General features: G+C 44.9%; 15 protein-coding genes. 8 read left to right on the forward strand and 7 right to left on the reverse strand.

The features are described from left to right. The first annotated feature begins 16 nt into the window (after positions 1-16). The 6 genes from GQS54_RS06745 to GQS54_RS06770 all read left to right on the forward strand — a co-directional run bounded on the left by GQS54_RS06745 (position 17) and on the right by GQS54_RS06770 (position 8,265). On the forward strand, positions 17-586 hold the full coding sequence (locus GQS54_RS06745; protein ID WP_166423245.1) for an RNA polymerase sigma factor: 570 nt from the start codon (positions 17-19) through the stop codon (positions 584-586). Next, positions 583-1,569 carry a FecR family protein gene (locus GQS54_RS06750; RefSeq protein WP_166423246.1) on the forward strand — a complete coding sequence of 329 codons (987 nt, stop codon included), beginning with the start codon at positions 583-585 and terminating at the stop codon, positions 1,567-1,569. Before GQS54_RS06745 ends, GQS54_RS06750 begins: the two co-directional genes overlap by 4 nt. Positions 1,570-1,655: 86 nt before the next feature. Further along, complete coding sequence (locus tag GQS54_RS06755; RefSeq protein ID WP_166423247.1) at positions 1,656-4,823, forward strand: TonB-dependent receptor; 3,168 nt, start codon at positions 1,656-1,658, stop codon at positions 4,821-4,823. Positions 4,824-4,892: 69 nt separating this feature from the next. Then, positions 4,893-6,059, forward strand: coding sequence for a M14 family metallopeptidase (locus GQS54_RS06760; protein WP_166423248.1), 1,167 nt, complete (start codon positions 4,893-4,895; stop codon positions 6,057-6,059). Then, a complete protein-coding gene (locus tag GQS54_RS06765; protein ID WP_166423249.1) occupies positions 6,043-7,587 on the forward strand; it encodes an amidohydrolase in 1,545 nt (514 codons plus the stop codon). The genes GQS54_RS06760 and GQS54_RS06765 overlap by 17 nt, the downstream gene beginning before the upstream one ends. 216 nt (positions 7,588-7,803) lie before the next feature. Beyond that, the gene (locus GQS54_RS06770) at positions 7,804-8,265 is read left to right on the forward strand and encodes a GNAT family N-acetyltransferase (protein ID WP_166423250.1); all 462 of its coding nucleotides are present in this window, start codon (positions 7,804-7,806) and stop codon (positions 8,263-8,265) included. Positions 8,266-8,310: 45 nt separating this feature from the next. On the opposite strand, the gene GQS54_RS06775 is transcribed toward GQS54_RS06770, so the two are convergent. From GQS54_RS06775 to rimK, 6 genes are all read right to left on the reverse strand, one after another. Next, positions 8,311-8,580 carry a hypothetical protein gene (locus GQS54_RS06775; RefSeq protein WP_166423092.1) on the reverse strand — a complete coding sequence of 90 codons (270 nt, stop codon included), beginning with the start codon at positions 8,578-8,580 and terminating at the stop codon, positions 8,311-8,313. Between the two features lie 92 nt (positions 8,581-8,672). Further along, positions 8,673-9,902 carry an ABC transporter permease gene (locus GQS54_RS06780; protein ID WP_166423251.1) on the reverse strand — a complete coding sequence of 410 codons (1,230 nt, stop codon included), beginning with the start codon at positions 9,900-9,902 and terminating at the stop codon, positions 8,673-8,675. Then, complete coding sequence (locus GQS54_RS06785) at positions 9,899-10,621, reverse strand: ABC transporter ATP-binding protein (protein WP_166423252.1); 723 nt, start codon at positions 10,619-10,621, stop codon at positions 9,899-9,901. Before GQS54_RS06785 ends, GQS54_RS06780 begins: the two co-directional genes overlap by 4 nt. Next, on the reverse strand, positions 10,621-12,096 hold the full coding sequence (locus GQS54_RS06790; RefSeq protein WP_166423253.1) for an efflux RND transporter periplasmic adaptor subunit: 1,476 nt from the start codon (positions 12,094-12,096) through the stop codon (positions 10,621-10,623). Before GQS54_RS06790 ends, GQS54_RS06785 begins: the two co-directional genes overlap by 1 nt. Positions 12,097-12,352: 256 nt before the next feature. Next, the gene (locus GQS54_RS06795) at positions 12,353-13,393 is read right to left on the reverse strand and encodes a succinylglutamate desuccinylase/aspartoacylase family protein (RefSeq protein ID WP_166423254.1); all 1,041 of its coding nucleotides are present in this window, start codon (positions 13,391-13,393) and stop codon (positions 12,353-12,355) included. Between the two features lie 2 nt (positions 13,394-13,395). Then, on the reverse strand, positions 13,396-14,304 hold the full coding sequence (gene rimK / locus GQS54_RS06800; RefSeq protein ID WP_166423332.1) for a 30S ribosomal protein S6--L-glutamate ligase: 909 nt from the start codon (positions 14,302-14,304) through the stop codon (positions 13,396-13,398). A gap of 181 nt (positions 14,305-14,485) precedes the next feature. Here rimK and GQS54_RS06805 point away from each other — a divergent pair, with 181 nt between their 5' ends. After that, positions 14,486-15,223, forward strand: a complete 738-nt coding sequence (locus tag GQS54_RS06805; protein ID WP_166423255.1) for a hypothetical protein — start codon at positions 14,486-14,488, stop codon at positions 15,221-15,223. Positions 15,224-15,225: 2 nt separating this feature from the next. Here the strand turns inward: GQS54_RS06805 and GQS54_RS06810 are convergent, their stop codons facing one another. Next, entirely contained in the window at positions 15,226-16,848 is a 1,623-nt protein-coding gene (locus GQS54_RS06810) for a choline dehydrogenase (RefSeq protein ID WP_166423256.1), read from the reverse strand. 405 nt (positions 16,849-17,253) lie between these two features. On the opposite strand from GQS54_RS06810, the gene GQS54_RS06815 reads away from it, so the two are divergent. Continuing rightward, on the forward strand, positions 17,254-19,425 hold the full coding sequence (locus GQS54_RS06815) for a prolyl oligopeptidase family serine peptidase (protein ID WP_166423257.1): 2,172 nt from the start codon (positions 17,254-17,256) through the stop codon (positions 19,423-19,425). Positions 19,426-19,429 lie beyond the last annotated feature (4 nt).

Raw genomic sequence — 19,429 nt, forward strand, 5'->3', positions numbered from 1 at the left:
ATTTAATGGATAAGGCGTGAAAGTCATCCAACTACATCGGGCAAAACAACAGCTCATTGCCAGAGATGAAAACAGCCAGCTAGTAAAACAACTGTACGATGAATATGGCAGTGCATTGCGCCGTTTTATTCGCGTGCGCTCACGATTGAGTGAAAGCGACTGTGAAGATGTGATGCAAGAAGTATATGAGCGCCTGTTGAAGCTAGAAGATTTACCTCAAAAGCTGTCAGGTAGAATGGATACCGTACGTAATTATCTATTTCAAATTGCCACCCATATATTAATCGACCGTGACCGTCGCGCTAAAGTGCGCTGCAAAGACGCCCATGTAAGCGATCAAGACACGGCTATTTTTTCATCCTTATTTTCCCCCGAGCGAGCACTGCAAAATAGAAAGCAGTTGCGGGAAATAGAGACGGCATTAGCAGAGATTAAAACCAGCCACAAACAGGCATTTATGTTAAACAGAGTAGAAGGCATGAGTTACCGGGAAATCAGTGACGCATTAGGTGTATCAGTCAGCACAGTAGAAAAGTACATTTCAGCGGCGTTGGTTGCCATCAGAGCGAAGGTGTCTCCCGTATGAGCAGCAATGTGAATCAAGAAGTAATACAAAAGCAGGCGGCGACTTACGTTGCCCGTCTATATTCAGGTGAGCTTAGCGCGGAAGAAGAAATGCAAATTTACGCTTGGTGCGATAGGTCGCCTGAGCACCAGCAGGAGTTTGACTCCATGCTTGCTATTTGGGACACCAGTAATCAACTGTTTCAAACAGCACAACCAAAGAAGAAAAACGCTTACTGGTTAACGGGCATTGCTGCAAGCTTAGTGTGTACCGTGCTAGCGATGTGGTATCTAGCTATCCCTGGCCCCACGCCGTTGTATCAAGCGTCTATCCCTAAGCCAAATATCTATCACACTGCCGTAGGTGAATTAAGTACGGTGGGCTTGCCTGATGGCAGTGTCGTAACACTCAACACCGACAGTGCGATCAGAATAGATTTCACGGGTCAGCAGCGCCGAGTATGGTTAGAGCGCGGCGAAGCGTTTTTTGATGTAGCGAAAGACGAAAATCGAATATTTAGCATTAACACAGGCGAGAAAACCATTCGTGTCATTGGTACAAAATTTAATGTGCGAAAGTCTGATGCAACCTTAAAGGTATCTGTGACAGAAGGTTTAGTAGCAATACAGCCATCGGCGTTGCCCTCGAGTGAGCATATAGATTTTGAAGAAGCAGAAACCCTACTCCCCGCTGGCTCAGTCGGCGCTTTTAGCGGCACCAGTGAAGTAATTACCCGTGTAACCTCTAAGGAAGTGCTGGCCAACCAACAATGGCGGCAAGGAATATTTCGTTTCAATAATGAGCCGCTGGCGAACGTTATCACTGAATTTAATCGCTATCGCATGAAGAAAATCACCCTTCAAAATCGAGATCTTGGCAAACTAAAAATAAGTGGGGTATTTAAGTTAAAAGACGGAGACAGTATTTTGTCCGCCCTTGAAGCCGCGTTACCTGTTGAGATTGACCGTTACCCTGAGTACATAGAATTGAGCGCAAGACACTAATTTTCACTTTTTGTGGAGGATCATTTAATGCCTTGCGTATACCTCTAATAGGAACAGTCATTTCTAATAATAATAGAGGCACACATATGAAATTACATCAGTCGTTTAAACTTAGCACCCTTGCTTGCAGCATTATGCTCATGCTGCAAACAGGGAACAGTTTTGCAGCTCAAACACAGCAACAAAACATAGACATACCTGCACAAAAACTCGATGCGGCATTGCTCGAACTCGCTGAAGAAAGTGAAACGCAGATTTTGTTTTCTTCTGCTATTACCCCAAACATTACCACTCGTGGAATATCAGCCACGCTAACGGTAGAAGAAGCCTTAAATATTTTACTTGAAAACACCTCGTTAGAGTTCGTTAAGCGCTCTGCGGGTACGTTTATCATTCGCGAAAAAAGCAAGAGCACCTCATCAAGCACCAGTACGCAAGATACTATTGCGCCTATTGAGCCAGTAAAAAGCGCTGCAGGTACACCCTCAAAAAAGGCTGACGGCGAAGCCAGTGTTGAGCGCATCAAAGTTGTGGGCTCAAATATCCGCGTCAACCAAGACTCTGGCGCATTGCCTATCAGCACATTCAGTGCAGAAGACTTCGAAGATTTAGGCATTACTAGCGGTGCAGATTTGCTGGCTGAATTGCCCCAGCAAGGGGAAGTCAGCTTTAACAGTGAGCGAGTAGTGGGCGGTGTAAACGATGCCCGTGGCGATGTGTCCTCGGTCAATCTGCGCGGTATAGGTACGGGTTATAGCTTAACTCTGCTAAACGGCCGGCGTTTAGTATTGCACCCTGGTACCCAAGCAGAAGACTTAGTGCCCGTGACTACAGTCAACTCAAATGCCCTACCTGTACGCGGCCTTAAACGCGTCGAAGTATTACGCGACGGCGCCGCTGCAATATACGGTACAGATGCCATAGCAGGCGTTATTAATTACGTTCTTAAAGACAAAAACACCGGTGGCGACTTGCAGTTCCAATACGGTAAAAATGATGGCACTGACAAAGACACCTTCAGTTTATCTGGCTCTGGCGGCTGGTTTTTTAACAACGAACAAACCCACCTGACACTCAGCGCCAGCCTGTATGAGCAAGATATGCTTATGGCATCTGAGCGAGAATATGCAGCCAGTTCAGACACCCGTAATTATCCTGGTTTGAACCCTGAATTTGTCGGCAACACTTCGTTAGATGGTCGCACTACCTCAACGCCTTGGGCAGAGTTAAGCTCAGAAAGCTTGGGCACATTTCACATTCAGCCAGATACATTTAATGGTTGTGAAGTAGCGCTTGGCAATGGCATATGCGCAGGCGGCGGCAGCTTAGATCGTGAGTTGCGTTACGATTCAAATTCAGAACGCTCATTAAGCTCAGAAGTGAGTCGGGTGAATTTATATGCATTGCTCACCCACAACCTGACCGATGAAGTTGAATTGTATGGCGAAGCTCTGTATTACCAAGCTGAAGCTGACCGCCTACGCGAACAAAGCGGAAACTTAACCGCTCAGCGTTTCACTGTCGCCAGCGATGCATTTTACAATCCATTCGGCGAAGACGTTACCGTTAGACGCTATCGCCCTATTGATACTGGCCCGCGTAAAATCAATGTTGAAGATTACTCCTACCGCTTCTTAACTGGTCTGCGAGGTTACTATCAAGATTGGGATTGGGACACCGCACTGCTTTATTCAAAAGCGCATACCCTAGACTCTGCGAATCGGGTGAATACTACTTTGTTTCAGCAAGCAGTGAACAGTACAGATCAAAGCACAGCCTATGACCTGTTTAACGGTGGCAGCTTAACCTTGCCAAACATTGGCGATGACACAGGTAACGACCAGGACGTTATCGACAGTTTTATGTTCAATATCGAGCGCGAATCAGAAACCGAGCTCGCCCTGTATGACTTTAAAATATCCCGCCCTGACATTTTCGAGTTACCCGCTGGGGACGTCGGCATGGCAGTGGGTATCGAATACCGCTACGAAAGTTTTTCTGACGCCCGCAGTGATGCTCTAAATGGCACTGATAGTTTTATTGATGTGGTCACCGGCAATCCATCGGCTCTTGCCAGTACAGTGCTAGGCAGTAGCCCAACGCCTGATTCGTCTGGGAGTCGCAATGTGTTTTCCACCTACGTGGAATTTGCCGTACCTTTGCTAGCGGATTTACCTCTGGTAAAAAGCTTAGACATGCAATTGGCCGCTCGTTATGAACGCTTTTCAGACGTAGGTGATATTACCAAGCCAAAAGTATCCCTCGCTTGGCAAGTTAATGACATGGTTCAGCTTCGTGCTGCCTATGCCGAAGGCTTTAAAGCCCCGGGGTTACCGCAAACGACCGCGGTTGACGTGTCACGTTCAAACACCCGCTCTGATCCTATATCAGGCATTCGCCAAGGCACCCTTGAAATTCGTAATGGTAGCGATGATTTAAAACCTGAAACCAGTACCAACACCTTTGCTGGCATTGTGTTTACTCCTATGAAAAACCTAACGTTAACCGCAGATTGGTGGCACATAAAGCAAAAAGACGTGGTGGGAATTTTAAGCAGTCAAACACAGATTTTGTACGATACGCTACTTCGTGCCAATGGTGGCAGCAATGCCAACGTTATTCGTGATGAAAACAATGAAATTTTGTATGTTACGAACGACTATACCAACCTGCTGCCTCGTGAAATTAAAGGCGTCGATTACAGCATTTTATACAAGATGAATACTGAATTAGGCGATTTTACCTTCACCGCCAATGCCGCGAATTTAACCCAGTTTGACCAAGGGTTAGACTCCGTGACTCAACAGGTTGTCAATGCTCAAGAAAGCGGTAACGAAGCGGTACTATTCAATGGTGAATCGGTTGGTATCCCTGGTTCAGCTGGCGACCTACTCACTAAAAATGGTCGCCCCGAATGGCGCAGCAACATAGGTATTAAGTGGCAAAAAGACAGTTGGGGCGCTGGGGTTAAATACAAATACATCAGCGAGCTAGAAAACGTCTTCTTATCTTACTTTGATGATGCCGGTGATTTGATTTATCAACAAATCGACGATTGGTCTACCGTTGATGCCTACGCTTCCTACTCGTTCAAAGAGCAGAACAGCTTGCTAGAGAATAGCAAGCTAACCCTAGGTGTACGTAATATTGGTGACAAAGAGCCACCTTTCACTTCTGGCACATTTGGCTATGAAAGCAGTGTTCACTCTTCATCAGGCCGCTACTTGTACATGACCTTAAACAAGAAGTTCTAGTCATTCAGCCAATCAGAAACGCTCTGATTGGCTTTTCTTATTACCCTCAAAGAATGGACAACAATTATCATGCTTCGCTATTTTCTCCCCATACTGCTAATGACCTCTTTTTCAGCGTTAAGTCAGGCCAAAGACTGCCGGTTTGACGATGTCACTTTTCATAACGACTTCAGCACCGCGCGTTTAAGCACCTGCGAACGGTTAGCTAAACATGAATACCATATTGGTATTTTGCCAGAAAATGAGCCGGTCAATCCTAGCCCTTGGTTTGGTTTTAAGGTGCAATCAGAACAAAATGCCCAGATAAAAATCAAGCTGACATTCAATGGCAACAACCCTCGTTACCTACCCAAACTCAGCACGAATGGCACACAGTGGCAAAACATTCCGTTTGACACTAAAGGCAAAGAAATGTGGATCAGCCTAAACACAGGCAAGGAGCCGATTTGGATTTCAGCTCAAGAAGCCATTGATAATCAAGAGTATGACAATTGGTTAGCCAGTCTCAAAAACCAGCAACCCACCCTTGAGATTGAAACGCTAGGGCAATCAGAAAAAGGCCGCCCTATCAAAGCCTTGGTGAAGCAATCAGCAAAGAATAAAGAATGGCTGGTGATCATAGGCCGTCAACACCCGCCAGAAGTGACAGGTGCCATGGCGCTATTTACTTTCAGTGAAGCCTTATTATTAGATGACGCTTTGAGCACTCCTTTCTTCGAGCGTTTCAATGTACTGATGGTGCCAGACTTAAATCCAGACGGCGTTGAAACCGGCAACTGGCGGCACAACGCCAATGGTATAGATCTAAACCGCGACTGGAAAAACTTCGCGCAGGCAGAAACACGGCTGGTGCGAGACAAAATAGCCAGCATAGTGCAAAACGGTGGTAAAATTGTATTTGCAGTAGATTTTCACTCTACCTTTCATGATGTCTTTTACACCATGCCAGATGATCATGATTTAGCGCCTATCCCTTTAATGGCAGGCTGGTTATCCGATTTAGATGCCGAGACAGGTTGGGTTTTCAAAACCGTGAATAAGTCGGCCTCATCACCAGATCGCGGCATCTTTAAGCAGTACATCGCTGATCATTACAAAGTTCACGCCGTCACATACGAAGTGGGTGACAACACCAATCGCCAACTTATTCCTTACGTTGCAAAGCAAGCAGCCAAAGCATTGGTAGAAAACCTATTAGACGTTGAACCAGAAGCATTTTATGTTGACCAAAAATAACAGCCTAGCGGCGCTATTACGCGCACACTCAAAGCGTGTTTATTCCGTAAGCACAGCTGCCCTGTTGGCCATGACTTGCGTTTACACATGCGCGACGTTGGCCAAAGCTAACCCGTTAAACCCGAACAGCGATGCTGCGGCATTTGTTGAACAGCAGGTTAACCAACAACAAACAATGAGCAATACTCTCGCTGACAATATGTGGCAATGGGCTGAAACCCGCTTTCACGAGCAAAAAAGCAGTCAAGCCATGCAAGACATCCTCATTGAGCATGGCTTTGAAGTCGATGTCGGCGTGTCAGGTATGCCCACCGCGTTTGTCGCTCGTTATCGCTTAGGTAGTGCTTCGAAGCATCTTAGCTCAGTAAGCCAAGTCACCGGGCCAGTGATCGCCATTTTGGCAGAAATGGACGCCCTGCCCGGCTTATCTCAAGGAGCAGTTCCTCACAAAGCCCCCATTTCAGGTAAAGCCGCAGGTCATGCATGTGGTCATCATTTATTTGGCGCAGGCTCACTAGCGGCTGCAATAGCGATTAAAAACTGGCTGGTACTGAACAAGGTAAACGGCGAAATTCGTTTATACGGCACCCCAGCGGAAGAAGGCGGCTCGGGTAAAGTCTATATGGTCCGAGAGGGTCTGTTTGATGATGTCGACAGCGTATTGCATTGGCATCCAGGCGATCAAAACACGACGCAACCTATGACAACCCTCGCCAATAAAACGGCCAAATTTCGTTTTCATGGCATTGCCTCTCACGCAGCCGCTGCACCAGAGCGTGGTCGTTCAGCCTTAGATGCGGTTGAAGCCATGAATTACATGGTCAATATGATGCGTGAGCATGTGCCGTCTGATACGCGCATTCATTATGTTATTACCCATGGTGGCGGGGCACCTAACGTGGTGCCTGAATTTGCCGAAGTCTATTATTATATGCGCACCCCCTCAGCCGCAGATTTACCTGCCTTATGGGCCCGATTAGAGAAAACGGCACAAGCAGCTGCCCTTGGTACAGAAACCACTGTCGACTGGGAAATTATGTCAGGCGTGTGGAGCACACTGCCTAATGCGACATTAGCCAAAGTGACGCACGAAGCGATGCAGGCATTTGGTGGTATTGAATATTCACAAAAAGAGCAAGAGTTTGCCGACAAAATTCGCCCAACACTCAGTAAACGCGCAGTCCGCCAAATCGGTAACGAACAAAAAATCATGCCATTCACTGACGATATTTATCATGCTACAGCGTCAACTGACGTGGGTGATATTAGCTGGAACGTGCCCACTACGGGATTTGTTACTGCTACTTGGGTACCTGGTACAGCACCTCATAGTTGGCAAGCCGTGGCTGCTGGCGGAATGAGCATCGGCTTCAAAGGCATGCACCTAGCGAGCAAAACCTTGGCATTAAGTGCAATACGCTTATTTGAACAGCCTCAATTGATACAAGAAGCCAAAACAGAGTGGCGCAAGCATGTGGGTAATGTGCAATATCAATCACAAATTGGCAATCGCACTCCAGCTCTGTAACCTGAAACGTTGTACTAGCCATCTTAGGTATTAACACTGAGGTGCATAATTATGACTAACTGTCTGTTTTAGCATGTAGTATTTGCCTTATTTCAGTGTAGCTTGAATTTGATAATAATCGTATGCATGGGGTATTTTTCATCTAGCAACGATAAGATAAATGGATATTGGTGGGACGATTTTGTTGTTTAACCTACTAGGCACACAGGAGCAAATATGGACTTTATCGCCCCATCAGATAAACATATTAGACAACTCATGACGTGGTTCGAAGATGAAGCGCAATTGGCAATCTGGTCAGGTCCTAACTTTCGCTACCCTTTTGACTTATCGTCGTTTAAATATGATCTAAAATTAACGTCCCTTCAATCATTCTCAGGATTATCAGCACAACGCGAATTATTGGCATTTGGTCAATACTATTTACGTGAAGGAAAATGCCACTTAGGACGGTTGGTGGTTAATCCTGAGTTTCGAGGACAAGGTTTTATTGCGGAATTAATTGAAAAGCTCAGCGCAGTAGGTAGACAAGAGTTAGCCGTATCGACTAGCTCACTTTTTGTGTTTAGTCATAATATCCGTGCGATAACGGCATATGAAAAACTAGGCTTTATGGTTGAAAATTATCCCACTAAAATAACATTGGATAACTGTTTATACATGGTACATCGAAGCTAAATTACCCAGCGCTAAGCTAACAGAAGCTGCGATAAAACTTGCTGGCTAATGCCCCGAAAATATCTCAGTAAACCAGCTAAGCATCCCCGTTTTATGTGAATGATTTCCGGTCGATTCGACTTTATTATTAATGTCACTGTGTTGGCTTTTTTGCCAGCGTTTATTCGTCGCTAAACGCTGTTCACGTCGCTCTTGAGCACGATTCGCCACATCGGTAAATCTGGCCCTCTGCTGTGCCGTAAAGCTTTCGGAAAAACTCTTACTTGGCGCGCTACGAGGTCGACTTCCACGTCCACCTTTAGGTGAGCTACACATAATAATTCCTTCGATTACTATTCTCTACTGATGAGACAGGAATAACGGAATATTTCTTTCACGCAAGCGTATAAACACTTTATTTTATGGCCTTACTCGTACCTAAGCGCATCTATTGGCGCTAGGCGCGACGCTTTAAGCGCAGGATAGTAGCCAAAAAACACGCCGATCAAGCCGGAAAAACCTAGACTCAATAACACCACTCTGGTTTCAATAATTCCACCAGCGCCAATGCCGTATTGATTACCAATAAACACAAAGCCATAAGCAATCATAACCCCGATAAATCCGCCTAGACCGCACAACACTATCGATTCAATCAAAAACTGATATAGAATATCGGAAGGCTTCGCTCCCACCGCCATACGCAAGCCGATTTCCCGGGTGCGCTCGGTCACTGATACCAACATAATATTCATAATACCGATACCGCCCACAACTAAGCTAACCGATGCAACCCACGCGAGTAAGGTATTAAACACCTGAATGGTTTCAGCGCGTGTAGCAATCATTTCTGACACGTTACGAATACGAAATAAGTCGTCTGCGCCAACTGGAATGCGCATGCGCTGGCGAAGTAAAAGCGACATTTCATCTTCTATATAATCCATGTCCTCACCGTCATAAGCACTGACCTGAATAAAGCTCACAGATTTTGGATTAGTCGCATTCACACCGGTTATTTTATTGCGCACCGTTTTAATGGGTAAAAAGATTACGTCGTCTTGATCTTCTCCTCTGGCATCTTGGCCTTTTTCATTAAGTACTCCAATAACAATGGCATTAAAATTTGTCACGCGCAGGGTTTGGCCGATGGGATCGCTGGCGCCAAATAGTTCGCTGCGCACCCTTTCACCGATGATCACCACTTTGCTGCCGCGACTAATTTCCGCTGGTGTGAATTCACGCCCGTTGGCGATGCCCCAATCTCGCACCACGAAGTAGCGATTGTCGATGCCATCAATTTCTGTGGACCAGTTTAAGTTGCCATATATGACTTGCCCCGACGCGGACAAATAGGGTGCTGCAGCCTCCACGCCTGGTACTTGTTTTTCGATTAAATTGGCATCGTCTTCATTTATTTTCACCACGGAATTAGAGCGCGCGCCGCCGCTTTGACGAAATGCTCCCGTCACAAAAAATACATTCCCCCCCAACGATTTTATCTGCTCATCGACTTTCTGTTGTGCCCCCGCGCCCATCGCGACCATTATGATCACAGCGGCCACGCCGATAATTATACCTAACATGGTTAAGCAACTGCGCAGCACATTGACTCGAAGAGCGGTTATCGCTGTTTTAAGCAAAATAACAATTTTCATGCTACGCCCTCGTCTGCTGCTTGGCGTATATGTTGATTACGTTCATCACTGATCAATTCCCCATCACGAAACGTCAATTTACGGCTCGCAAATTCCGCAATTTCTGGTTCATGAGTCACTAGCACTATGGTTTTGCCTTGTTGATTAAGTTGCTGAAAAAGCGCCATGACTTCTAACCCTGTATGGGTATCTAGTGCACCAGTGGGTTCATCAGCTAAAATCATCAGCGGATCGTTTATTAATGCTCTAGCGATCGCCACACGTTGCTGTTGGCCACCAGATAACTGACCTGGGTGATGATCCATTCGAGACCCTAAACCCACACTTTCTAAGCATTGTTTGGCACGAGAGATCCAATCCGCTTCAGGAACGTTACTGTACAGTAGCGGTAACGTAACGTTGTCTAACGCACTAGTACGAGGCAGTAAATTAAACTGTTGAAAGACAAATCCAATACGCTGATTACGTACGCTCGCCAACTCATTCTTACTGAGTGTCGATAATTCCTGACCAGCAAAGGCAATACTGCCCTCGCTAGCGATATCTAAACAGCCCAGCAAGTTCATCATGGTAGATTTTCCCGAGCCTGAGCTGCCCATAATCGCTACAAATTCACCTTGATATATATCGAGATCAACGCCTTTGAGAGCCCAAACCAACTCATCACCCATGGTATATACTTTTTTGGCCTGACGAACTCGAAGCAGCGGCTCAGACATTATTCGGTCACCTTCTGGGCACGTACGATAACTTTGTCACCGTCACTGAGTTGCTTAGATTGGATCTCACTGTATTCAAGATCGGCAATACCAATGCCCACATCTACTTTACTTGGTTGGCCATCACGCAACACCCAAACCGCGCCACGCTGGTAATCTTGCTTATCTCCCCCCGCTTTGCTCTGAGCACTGCGTGATTGACCAAGCACTTTATATTTTTCCATTTGCTCTGGCGTTAAGATGCTTTGCAGCGCAATATTCATCTGGCTACGCACTTTTTTCATCGCATCATTTCCTGAAGGGCGACCACCGGGTCCACCAGGGCCAGCTTCACGTGCTGCGCTCATTGATTCGCGCATTTTACTCATCACGTCAGCCACCTGTTTTTGCTGTGCCTCATTTAGCCCAAGCTGTTCAAATAATTCAGCTAATCGGCCATTTGGCCCTGCGCTACTATTGGCAGAACTCGACCCGCTATCGGGTGAAAAGCGTAATGCAGAGTTAGGCACCCGCAGTACATTATCACGTTGCCCAAGCACGATATCGACATTAGCTGTCATACCGGGCAGCAGTAACAAACGGTCGTTTTTTACGCCAATAATCACTTTATATGTCACCACATTATTGGTCACCGTAGCGGACTTTCTCACTTGAGTGACCACACCGCTAAACTTACGCTCGGGGAAAGCATCGACGGTAAAATTAACCGTTTGGTCTTTAGCGATGCGTCCTATATCCGCCTCATCCACGTCAGCTTCTATCTGCATAGAGGCTAAATCTTGTGCAATCGAAAATAACGTTGGTGCAGAAAGACTGGCCGACACGGTCTGGCCTTTGTCTACTTGTCGGTCAATGACCACGCCGTCCACGGGAGAGCGAATATAGGTACGATCCAAATCTAATTTTGCTTGCTCTAACATAGATTGAGATTGTTGTATTTTGGCCTTGCCAACCAAAATAGCCGCGTCAGCTGTATCAATCGCGACTTTAGCCAGTTCGTAGGAGGTTTCACTGATATCTAACTCAGAGGCACTGACCAGATTTTTGTTGCGCAGTTCGCGTGTTCGCTGATATTCACGTTCGGCGAGTTTTTCTTCGGTTTGCGCCTTTTTACGAGCCGCCTTAAGCTGCACGAGGCTAGCATCCGACGACGCTAAATCTGCTTCACTTTGGCGCAGCTTTGATACCACAGTACGATCATCAATACGGGCGATAATCTGTCCGCTGGTTACTTCGTCGTTAAAGTCCACATTTAACTGAGAAATTAATCCTGATAACTCAGAACCAACTTCGACCGTCACCACAGGAGAAATAGTTCCAGATGAGTTTACTGTGCTTTCAATTCTGCCGACTGACAGAGGTTGAGTGTGATAGACAATACGCTCACTAGATTGAGATGGTTGGGTAAACCACCAAAATGCGGCTGCTATAACAGCTACGATAACGAGTCCCTTTATTAACGATGTATTCTTCATAGTGTGATATCTGCAAAATCTAATTAAATGCTGGAATAATGTGAGAATTAAAGCATTTATCAAGTACAAATGCTGTCAGGGAAATGTAAAGTTATCTAAAGTTGTTGTTTCAAAGCATGATGGCAGTTAAGCGCTGCAATAATGATCGTAATTATCACCGCTCAAACGGTATAAATAACAGATATAAAAAACGTCACAAAAGTGACGTTTTTTTAGAATTTAAGCGTTTAACATTGGCTATTAAAGACCAAATAATTTAGACCACGATGCTTTGGGGATCCATTTCAGGCATCAAATTTTCGTGTAACTGATCCATGTTGTCTACCACATCTTTTGGATCATCAAACAACGCTATATGAAACATCGCATCACCTTCTTGTACCAAGGGGATATTCTGCTTGCCAATAATGATCCCTGAACGGTTTGCCAGCAGCGGTTTACTGTAGGCGCCGGTAGGGCTGCATACGTCCGCGAGTAAATCCCCCCGTTTCACGTAATCCCCTAAGCTCTTACGGTCACGTACTATGCCGCTTTCAGGTGCACGCAGCCATGAGCTTTTATACGCGACTAACGGCTCTATTTTCGGTTCAGTACGACGTCGTTTCGATACCATTCCTAAAGATACGAGCACGTTGAATATCCCTTTTATACCAGCACGAATAGACAACTCATCAAAGCGCAAGGCTTCGCCCGCTTCATACAACAGCACCTTGGTGCCTGATTCATCTGCCGCTTGGCGCAATGAGCCATCACGTAAATCTGAATTAAGCAGCACAGGCACCCCAAATGCATGGGCAAGTTTGGCCGTTTCAGGATCCTTTAAATTCGCTCGAATTTGCGGCAAGTTACTGCGATGAATAGCCCCGGTATGTAAGTCGATGCCATAATTACACTTAGACACAATTTCGGTTAAGAACATGTGCGCCAACCGTGACGTTAAGGAACCATTCGTTGACCCCGGAAAACTGCGGTTTAAGTCTCGCCGGTCAGGCATATAACGGCTTTGCATCAACATACCGTATACATTAACAATTGGTACAGCAATAACAGTGCCGCTAATTAATTTAAACGACGGAGAGTCAAGTAATCTGCGCACTATTTCAATGCCATTGAGCTCATCACCGTGAATAGCGGCACTGATAAACACCGTAGGGCCATCTTTTTTAGCCCTGATGACCTCAACCGGAATAGACATATCTGTGTCCGTATACAAGCGAGCAGCAGATAGCTGCAGCTTGATGCGCGCCCCAGGTGCAATATCATGATTTCCTATTTTCAAAGGAGCACCGGTTACCATAACTAACCATTACCTCGGGTTTTCGTGCTATGAGGCTTAGATTTCTTATTTTCAATAAACTCGATGATCATGTTAGCAACGTCTTTTGAAGTCGACGCTTCTATTCCCTCAAGACCAGGAGATGAGTTGACTTCCATCACTACGGGACCGTGACTTGAGCGCAGTAAATCCACGCCGCACACGTTTAAACCCATAGCGCCGGCGGCTGCCACTGCTGTCGCCCGTTCAACTGATGTTAACTTGACTAACGTAGCGCTACCGCCACGATGTAGGTTCGAACGAAATTCCCCAGGCGCCCCCTGACGCTTCATGGCAGCAACCACTTTACCGCCAATGACGAAGCAGCGAATATCAGCGCCGCCAGCTTCCTTAATATATTCCTGCACGAGTATATTGGCTTTTATGCCCATAAAAGCTTCGATGATACTTTCTGCCGCCTTATTGGTATCCGCTAATACCACGCCAATCCCTTGCGTGCCTTCAAGTAGCTTGATCACCACTGGTGCTCCGCCTACATTGCTGATCAAATCTTTGATGTCATCTGGGCTATGTGCAAAGCCTGTGCGCGGCAAACCGATACCTTTGCGCGATAGCAACTGCATTGAACGCAACTTATCTCGAGAACGGCTAATAGCGACTGATTCATTCACGCTAAAGCTGCCCATCATTTCAAATTGACGCACCACAGCCGTACCATAAAAAGTCACTGATGCACCAATACGCGGGATAATCGCGTCATACTCGGGCAAAGGTTCACCATTAAAACGTACCGACGGTTTATTACTTGAAATATCCATATAGCAATGAAGTGTATCGATGATATCGACTTCATGACCACGGGCAATAGCCGCCTCTTGTAGACGGCGAGTGGAATACAGCTTTTTGTTTCGAGATAAAATGGCGATTTTCATCATTTTTTCTTCTTTTAGTGAATGAATTTAGTAGACGTTTGGTTAAGAATAAAAGTCACAACAATATTAAAAAAGTGTTAGGTTTTGCTGGATAAAATAAACATTCTTTCACCAACAATATTATAGTAAGCGGGTAAAATATGTTACATTTTTTCAAATGGCCGTTTATGTTATTGAATACATGAGAACCCGACTTATATCCGTTAGTTGCCTAGTGATTTGGATTTACTGTCTGCTGTCAATCAATGCCATTGCTCAAGCTGAACCTAACGACCAAGTATCAATTGTCCCCACTACATCCTCTGACGCGTTCAAGAAACAGTTTTTAATCACATATGTAGAATATCCTCAAACTGAAAAATACTTACAACTTTTAAAAGAAATCTACACGGAGTTAGGTTTCAAAGTACATCTGATCCCAGCGCCAGCATTGCGTGGATTAGCCATGTTAGACAAAGGTAAAGTCGATGCCGATGCATATCGATTCGGCCGAATTGCCACACAATATAAGAACGTAACGTTGGTAAAACCTGAGTTAATCCGAGGCTCAACAGTCTTGCTCTGTCGCCAAGAAGTGAGCTGTGATATTACCGTGCTCAGCAACAGAAAAAATGTCATATTAACCAACGAAAGAACGCTGCTTTATTTAGCGGATTTTGATATACGCGCCAGGCTTTTAAAAAAAGAGGTTATCTCGAACACACTAGAAATGCTGCGTAGTAAGCGCGTCAATTATGCGACATTTATGATCGATCAGCGCCAAATCATCCCCGATGACTTAAAAATGCTAAATCTTAGGCGCATCTTTCTCTACCATGTTATCAGTAACAAACATGCCAACCTTTTACCAAAAATAGAGAAAAAATTGCGCCAAAAACAAACGTTACTTAATCGCACTGTGCTCGGTACAAAACCGTAAACTTAGTCCTGTCTATAATGTGCTTTAATAAAATCAGCCGCTCGTTCAGCAATCATGATAGTCGCAGCGTTAGTATTGCCACCAACTAAGCTAGGCATAACCGATGCATCAACCACTCTTAATCGTTCAATTCCTCTCACATTGAGTTGATTATCTACCACCGCCATTTCATCTATATCCGCGCCCATTTTGCATGTGCCTATGGGGTGATAAATGGTCTGTGCGTTTTCCCGTAAAAACGTCAGTAACTGTTCGTCTGTTTGCATATCAATACCAGGTAAGACTTCTTCGCCTCGATATTGTATAAAACCCTTTGATTGCAGTATTTCTCGGCCTTGACGAATACCATCGATCATGACTTTTTGGTCATCGGAATGAGATAAATATTGAGGGTCGATTACAACGGGCTGAGCAGGATCAGCCGAGGCTAGTGAAATTGTGCCACGGCTTTTAGGATATAAATTACATACATGCAGTCCATATCCATAGCCAAACGCAGTTTGCCGGCCGTGGTCAAGAAGAATAGCCGGTAAAAAGTGATACTGAATATCAGGTAGCCCATCTGCAAACTGACTTTTTACAAACCCACCCGCCTCAGCAATATTAGATGAAAAAATATCGTTACGTTTATGCCAATAACGAACCGCAGCCTGCATATAGCGTGGTAATTTCCCTACAGAGACAGCATAAGTTTCCTTAGACTGACAGCGGTATTGCACGATGGCATCCAAGTGGTCTTGAAGGTTTTGCCCAACGCCAGGTAAGTCAGTTTCTAGCTGAATGCCCTTGTTTGATAGATGTTGCTTAGGGCCGATACCCGATAACATTAACAATTGGGGGGAGTTAATCGTTCCGCTACTCAGTATGACTTCTTTATTCGCGCTAAGAACATGTGCGCGTCCATTAATTTGTAAAGCGACACCCACCGCTCGCTTATCTTTAATAATAATTTTTTCGACCAAAGCGCGGGAAATCAAGGTGAAGTTTTCTCGCCCTTGCGCCAAGGTTAAGTAACCCTTAGCCGTCGAGCAACGCTGACCATTTTTGTGGGTCACTTGATATAGACCGAGCCCTTCATGTTCGTTACCGTTAAAGTCTGAACTAATGGGTAATCCGACCTCATTTGCCGCAGCGACAAAGGTATGTGATATGGGATTAACATAGCGCAAATCATCCACACAAAGTGGCCCATCGACACCGTGATAAGCATCACTACCCCGTTGTTGATCCTGTGACTTCTTAAAATACGGCAGTACGGCATCCCAGCCCCAGCCTTCGGCACCTTGATTATTCCAGCGATCGTAATCTTCAGGTACGCCTCGTACGTAACACATGGCGTTTATCGCACTAGACCCACCTAAGGTTTTCCCTCTCGGCCAGTACAATTTTCGATTATTTAACTGTGGTTGGGCAGCGGTATTGTAATTCCAATTGATATTTTTAAAGCGAGAAAGTAAAGATAAACCAAAAGGTATATGAATAAACGGATTGCTGTCTTTGCCACCGGCTTCAATTAGACAAACACGAAATGTGCTGTTTTCGGTTAAACGGGCGGCTAATGCGCAACCAGCAGAGCCTGCACCCACAATAATGAAATCGAACTGCTCAGACTGTATAGGTGACATAACAAATGCTTCCGCATTGGGTTAACACACTCCCACAAACGAAAATGTATTCATCAAGGATCGCTATTAACTTGTTGGCGTTCAGACTAGAAAGGCGTCGAGGTAAAAGAGCCTTCTTATTGTGCTTTTATTACCTCGACATTTCCGCCGCTGCTTGGCTCATTAAGCTCGCCAAGCACAAACAATGTAAACCAACTGTTAACGAATGTCAGCTGCTTTTTAACATAACCGTTTGTTTTATCTAGTCATTACTAAAACTAATAAAAAAACATAACTAATATTTATAGTTATTTTATCAATCTATCTCGTTTCTCATCACGTCCAAGAATAAGGTATTATCGGCACCCAATGCGCGATAAAGACGTATCCATAATAAATAATAAACGACAATAATCAGGGTAAAAAATGAAACTAATGTTATTAACTGTGACCGTCAGTACCCTTTTGATGGGCTGTACGCACACCAACTCTTCTACTCATGTATCACCAACACGTGACACCTCAATCGCGAGTAATCAATTAAAAAAAATGAATATCTCTTATCCTAAGACCCGTAAAGACAATACAACCGACAGCTATTTTGGGACTCAAGTAGCGGATCCTTATCGTTGGTTAGAAGACGATACCAGCAGCGAAACCGAACAATGGGTTAAAAGCGAAAATGCAGTAACACAAGCATATCTTGCCCAAGTTCCCTCACGCGATAAGCTAAAAGAACGTTTAAAAGTGTTGCTTGATTATGAAAAAGTTAGCGCACCTTTTAAAGAAGGTAAGTACACCTATTTTTTCAAAAACGACGGCTTGCAAAACCAAGCGGTACTATATCGCCAATTAGGCAACGGCAAAGCTCAGGTGTTTCTTGATCCCAACACGTTTAGCGAAGATGGCACAACTTCATTAGCTGGCTTAGATTTTTCAAAAGATGGCAGCTTAGTCACCTATATGATTTCAGAAGGTGGCAGCGACTGGCGTAAGGCGATCACCATTGATATTGAAACAAAAAAAAACGTCAGTGCAACCCTAAACGATATAAAATTTAGCGGTATCTCATGGCTGGGTAATGAAGGGTTCTATTATTCCAGTTATGACAAGCCACAAGGCAGCGAATTGTCTGCGAAAACAGATCAACATAAATTATATTTTCATCTTTTAAACGATAAGCAAGTTGATGATACATTAGTGTTTGGCGGCACAGCCGAGCAAAAGAATCGTTATGTATCAGGTGAAGTCACTGAAGATAACCATTACTTACTGATAAGTGCGGCTGTTTCTACTTCAGGTAATAAACTTTATTTAAAAGATTTAAGGCAGCCTGATAGCCAACTCATTACCATTTTAGATAACAATGATTCAGATACCTATCTGCTAGATAACGAGGGCAGTAAATTACTGTTCGTCACGAACCTAGATGCGCCGAATAAACGCGTAGTATCCGTTGATGCAAGCCAACCCCAACCTGAAAATTGGCAAGACTTTATCGCTCAAACTGACAACGTATTGGACGTATCAACCGGTGGCGGAGACATTTTTGCCAGTTATATGGTAGATGCTATTTCAAGTGTCAAACAGCTAGATAAAAACGGCAAATTGATCCGTGAGGTAACCTTACCTGGCGTGGGCACAGCCAATGGCTTTGAGGGCAAAATAGATCAGCAAATTCTGTACTACAGCTTTACCAACTATAAAACCCCCAGCACCATCTTTAGCCTAGATGTAAAAAGCGGTGAGTCATCGGTATACCTAAAATCGAAAGCGAAGTTCGATAGTGACGATTTTGAGTCCCAACAGGTATTTTATACCTCAAAAGATGGCACTAAAGTGCCTATGATTATTACCTATAAAAAAGGACTTAAACTTGATGGCACTAACCCGACCATGCTTTACGGCTATGGCGGTTTCAACATCAGCCTGCAACCTTCATTTAGTAGCACCAATGCTGCATGGCTAGAGCAAGGTGGGATCTACGCCGTGCCTAATCTACGTGGGGGTGGAGAATACGGTAAAGCTTGGCATGACGCGGGAACTAAGTTGCAAAAACAAAATGTATTTGATGACTTTATCGCGGCGGCTGAGTATCTAATTGCACAAAACTATACGAGCCCTGACTATCTTGCTATCCGTGGCGGCTCTAATGGTGGCTTGCTGGTTGCTGCGACTATGTTGCAGCGCCCAGAATTATTTAAAGTCGCATTACCTGCGGTAGGTGTGTTGGATATGTTGCGCTACCATACCTTTACTGCTGGCGCGGGTTGGGCATATGACTATGGCACAGCACAAGACAGTAAAGAAATGTTCGATTACTTGATGACTTATTCGCCCGTACAAAATGTACGGGAGGGTGTGAATTATCCCGCTACACTTATCACCACTGGTGACCATGATGACCGCGTAGTACCTGCTCACTCTTTTAAATTCGCCGCTGAGTTACAAGCCAAACATACTGGGTCGAATCCGATGCTGATTCGCATAGAAACCAATGCCGGCCACGGTGCAGGTACACCGATTAGCAAGACCATAGACGAGTACGCCGATATATTTGGTTTCACTCTTTATAATATGGGGATTAAGGTTAAGTAGATTC

Source organism: Paraglaciecola sp. 20A4 (assembly GCF_011378905.1).
Lineage (GTDB): Bacteria > Pseudomonadota > Gammaproteobacteria > Enterobacterales > Alteromonadaceae > Paraglaciecola.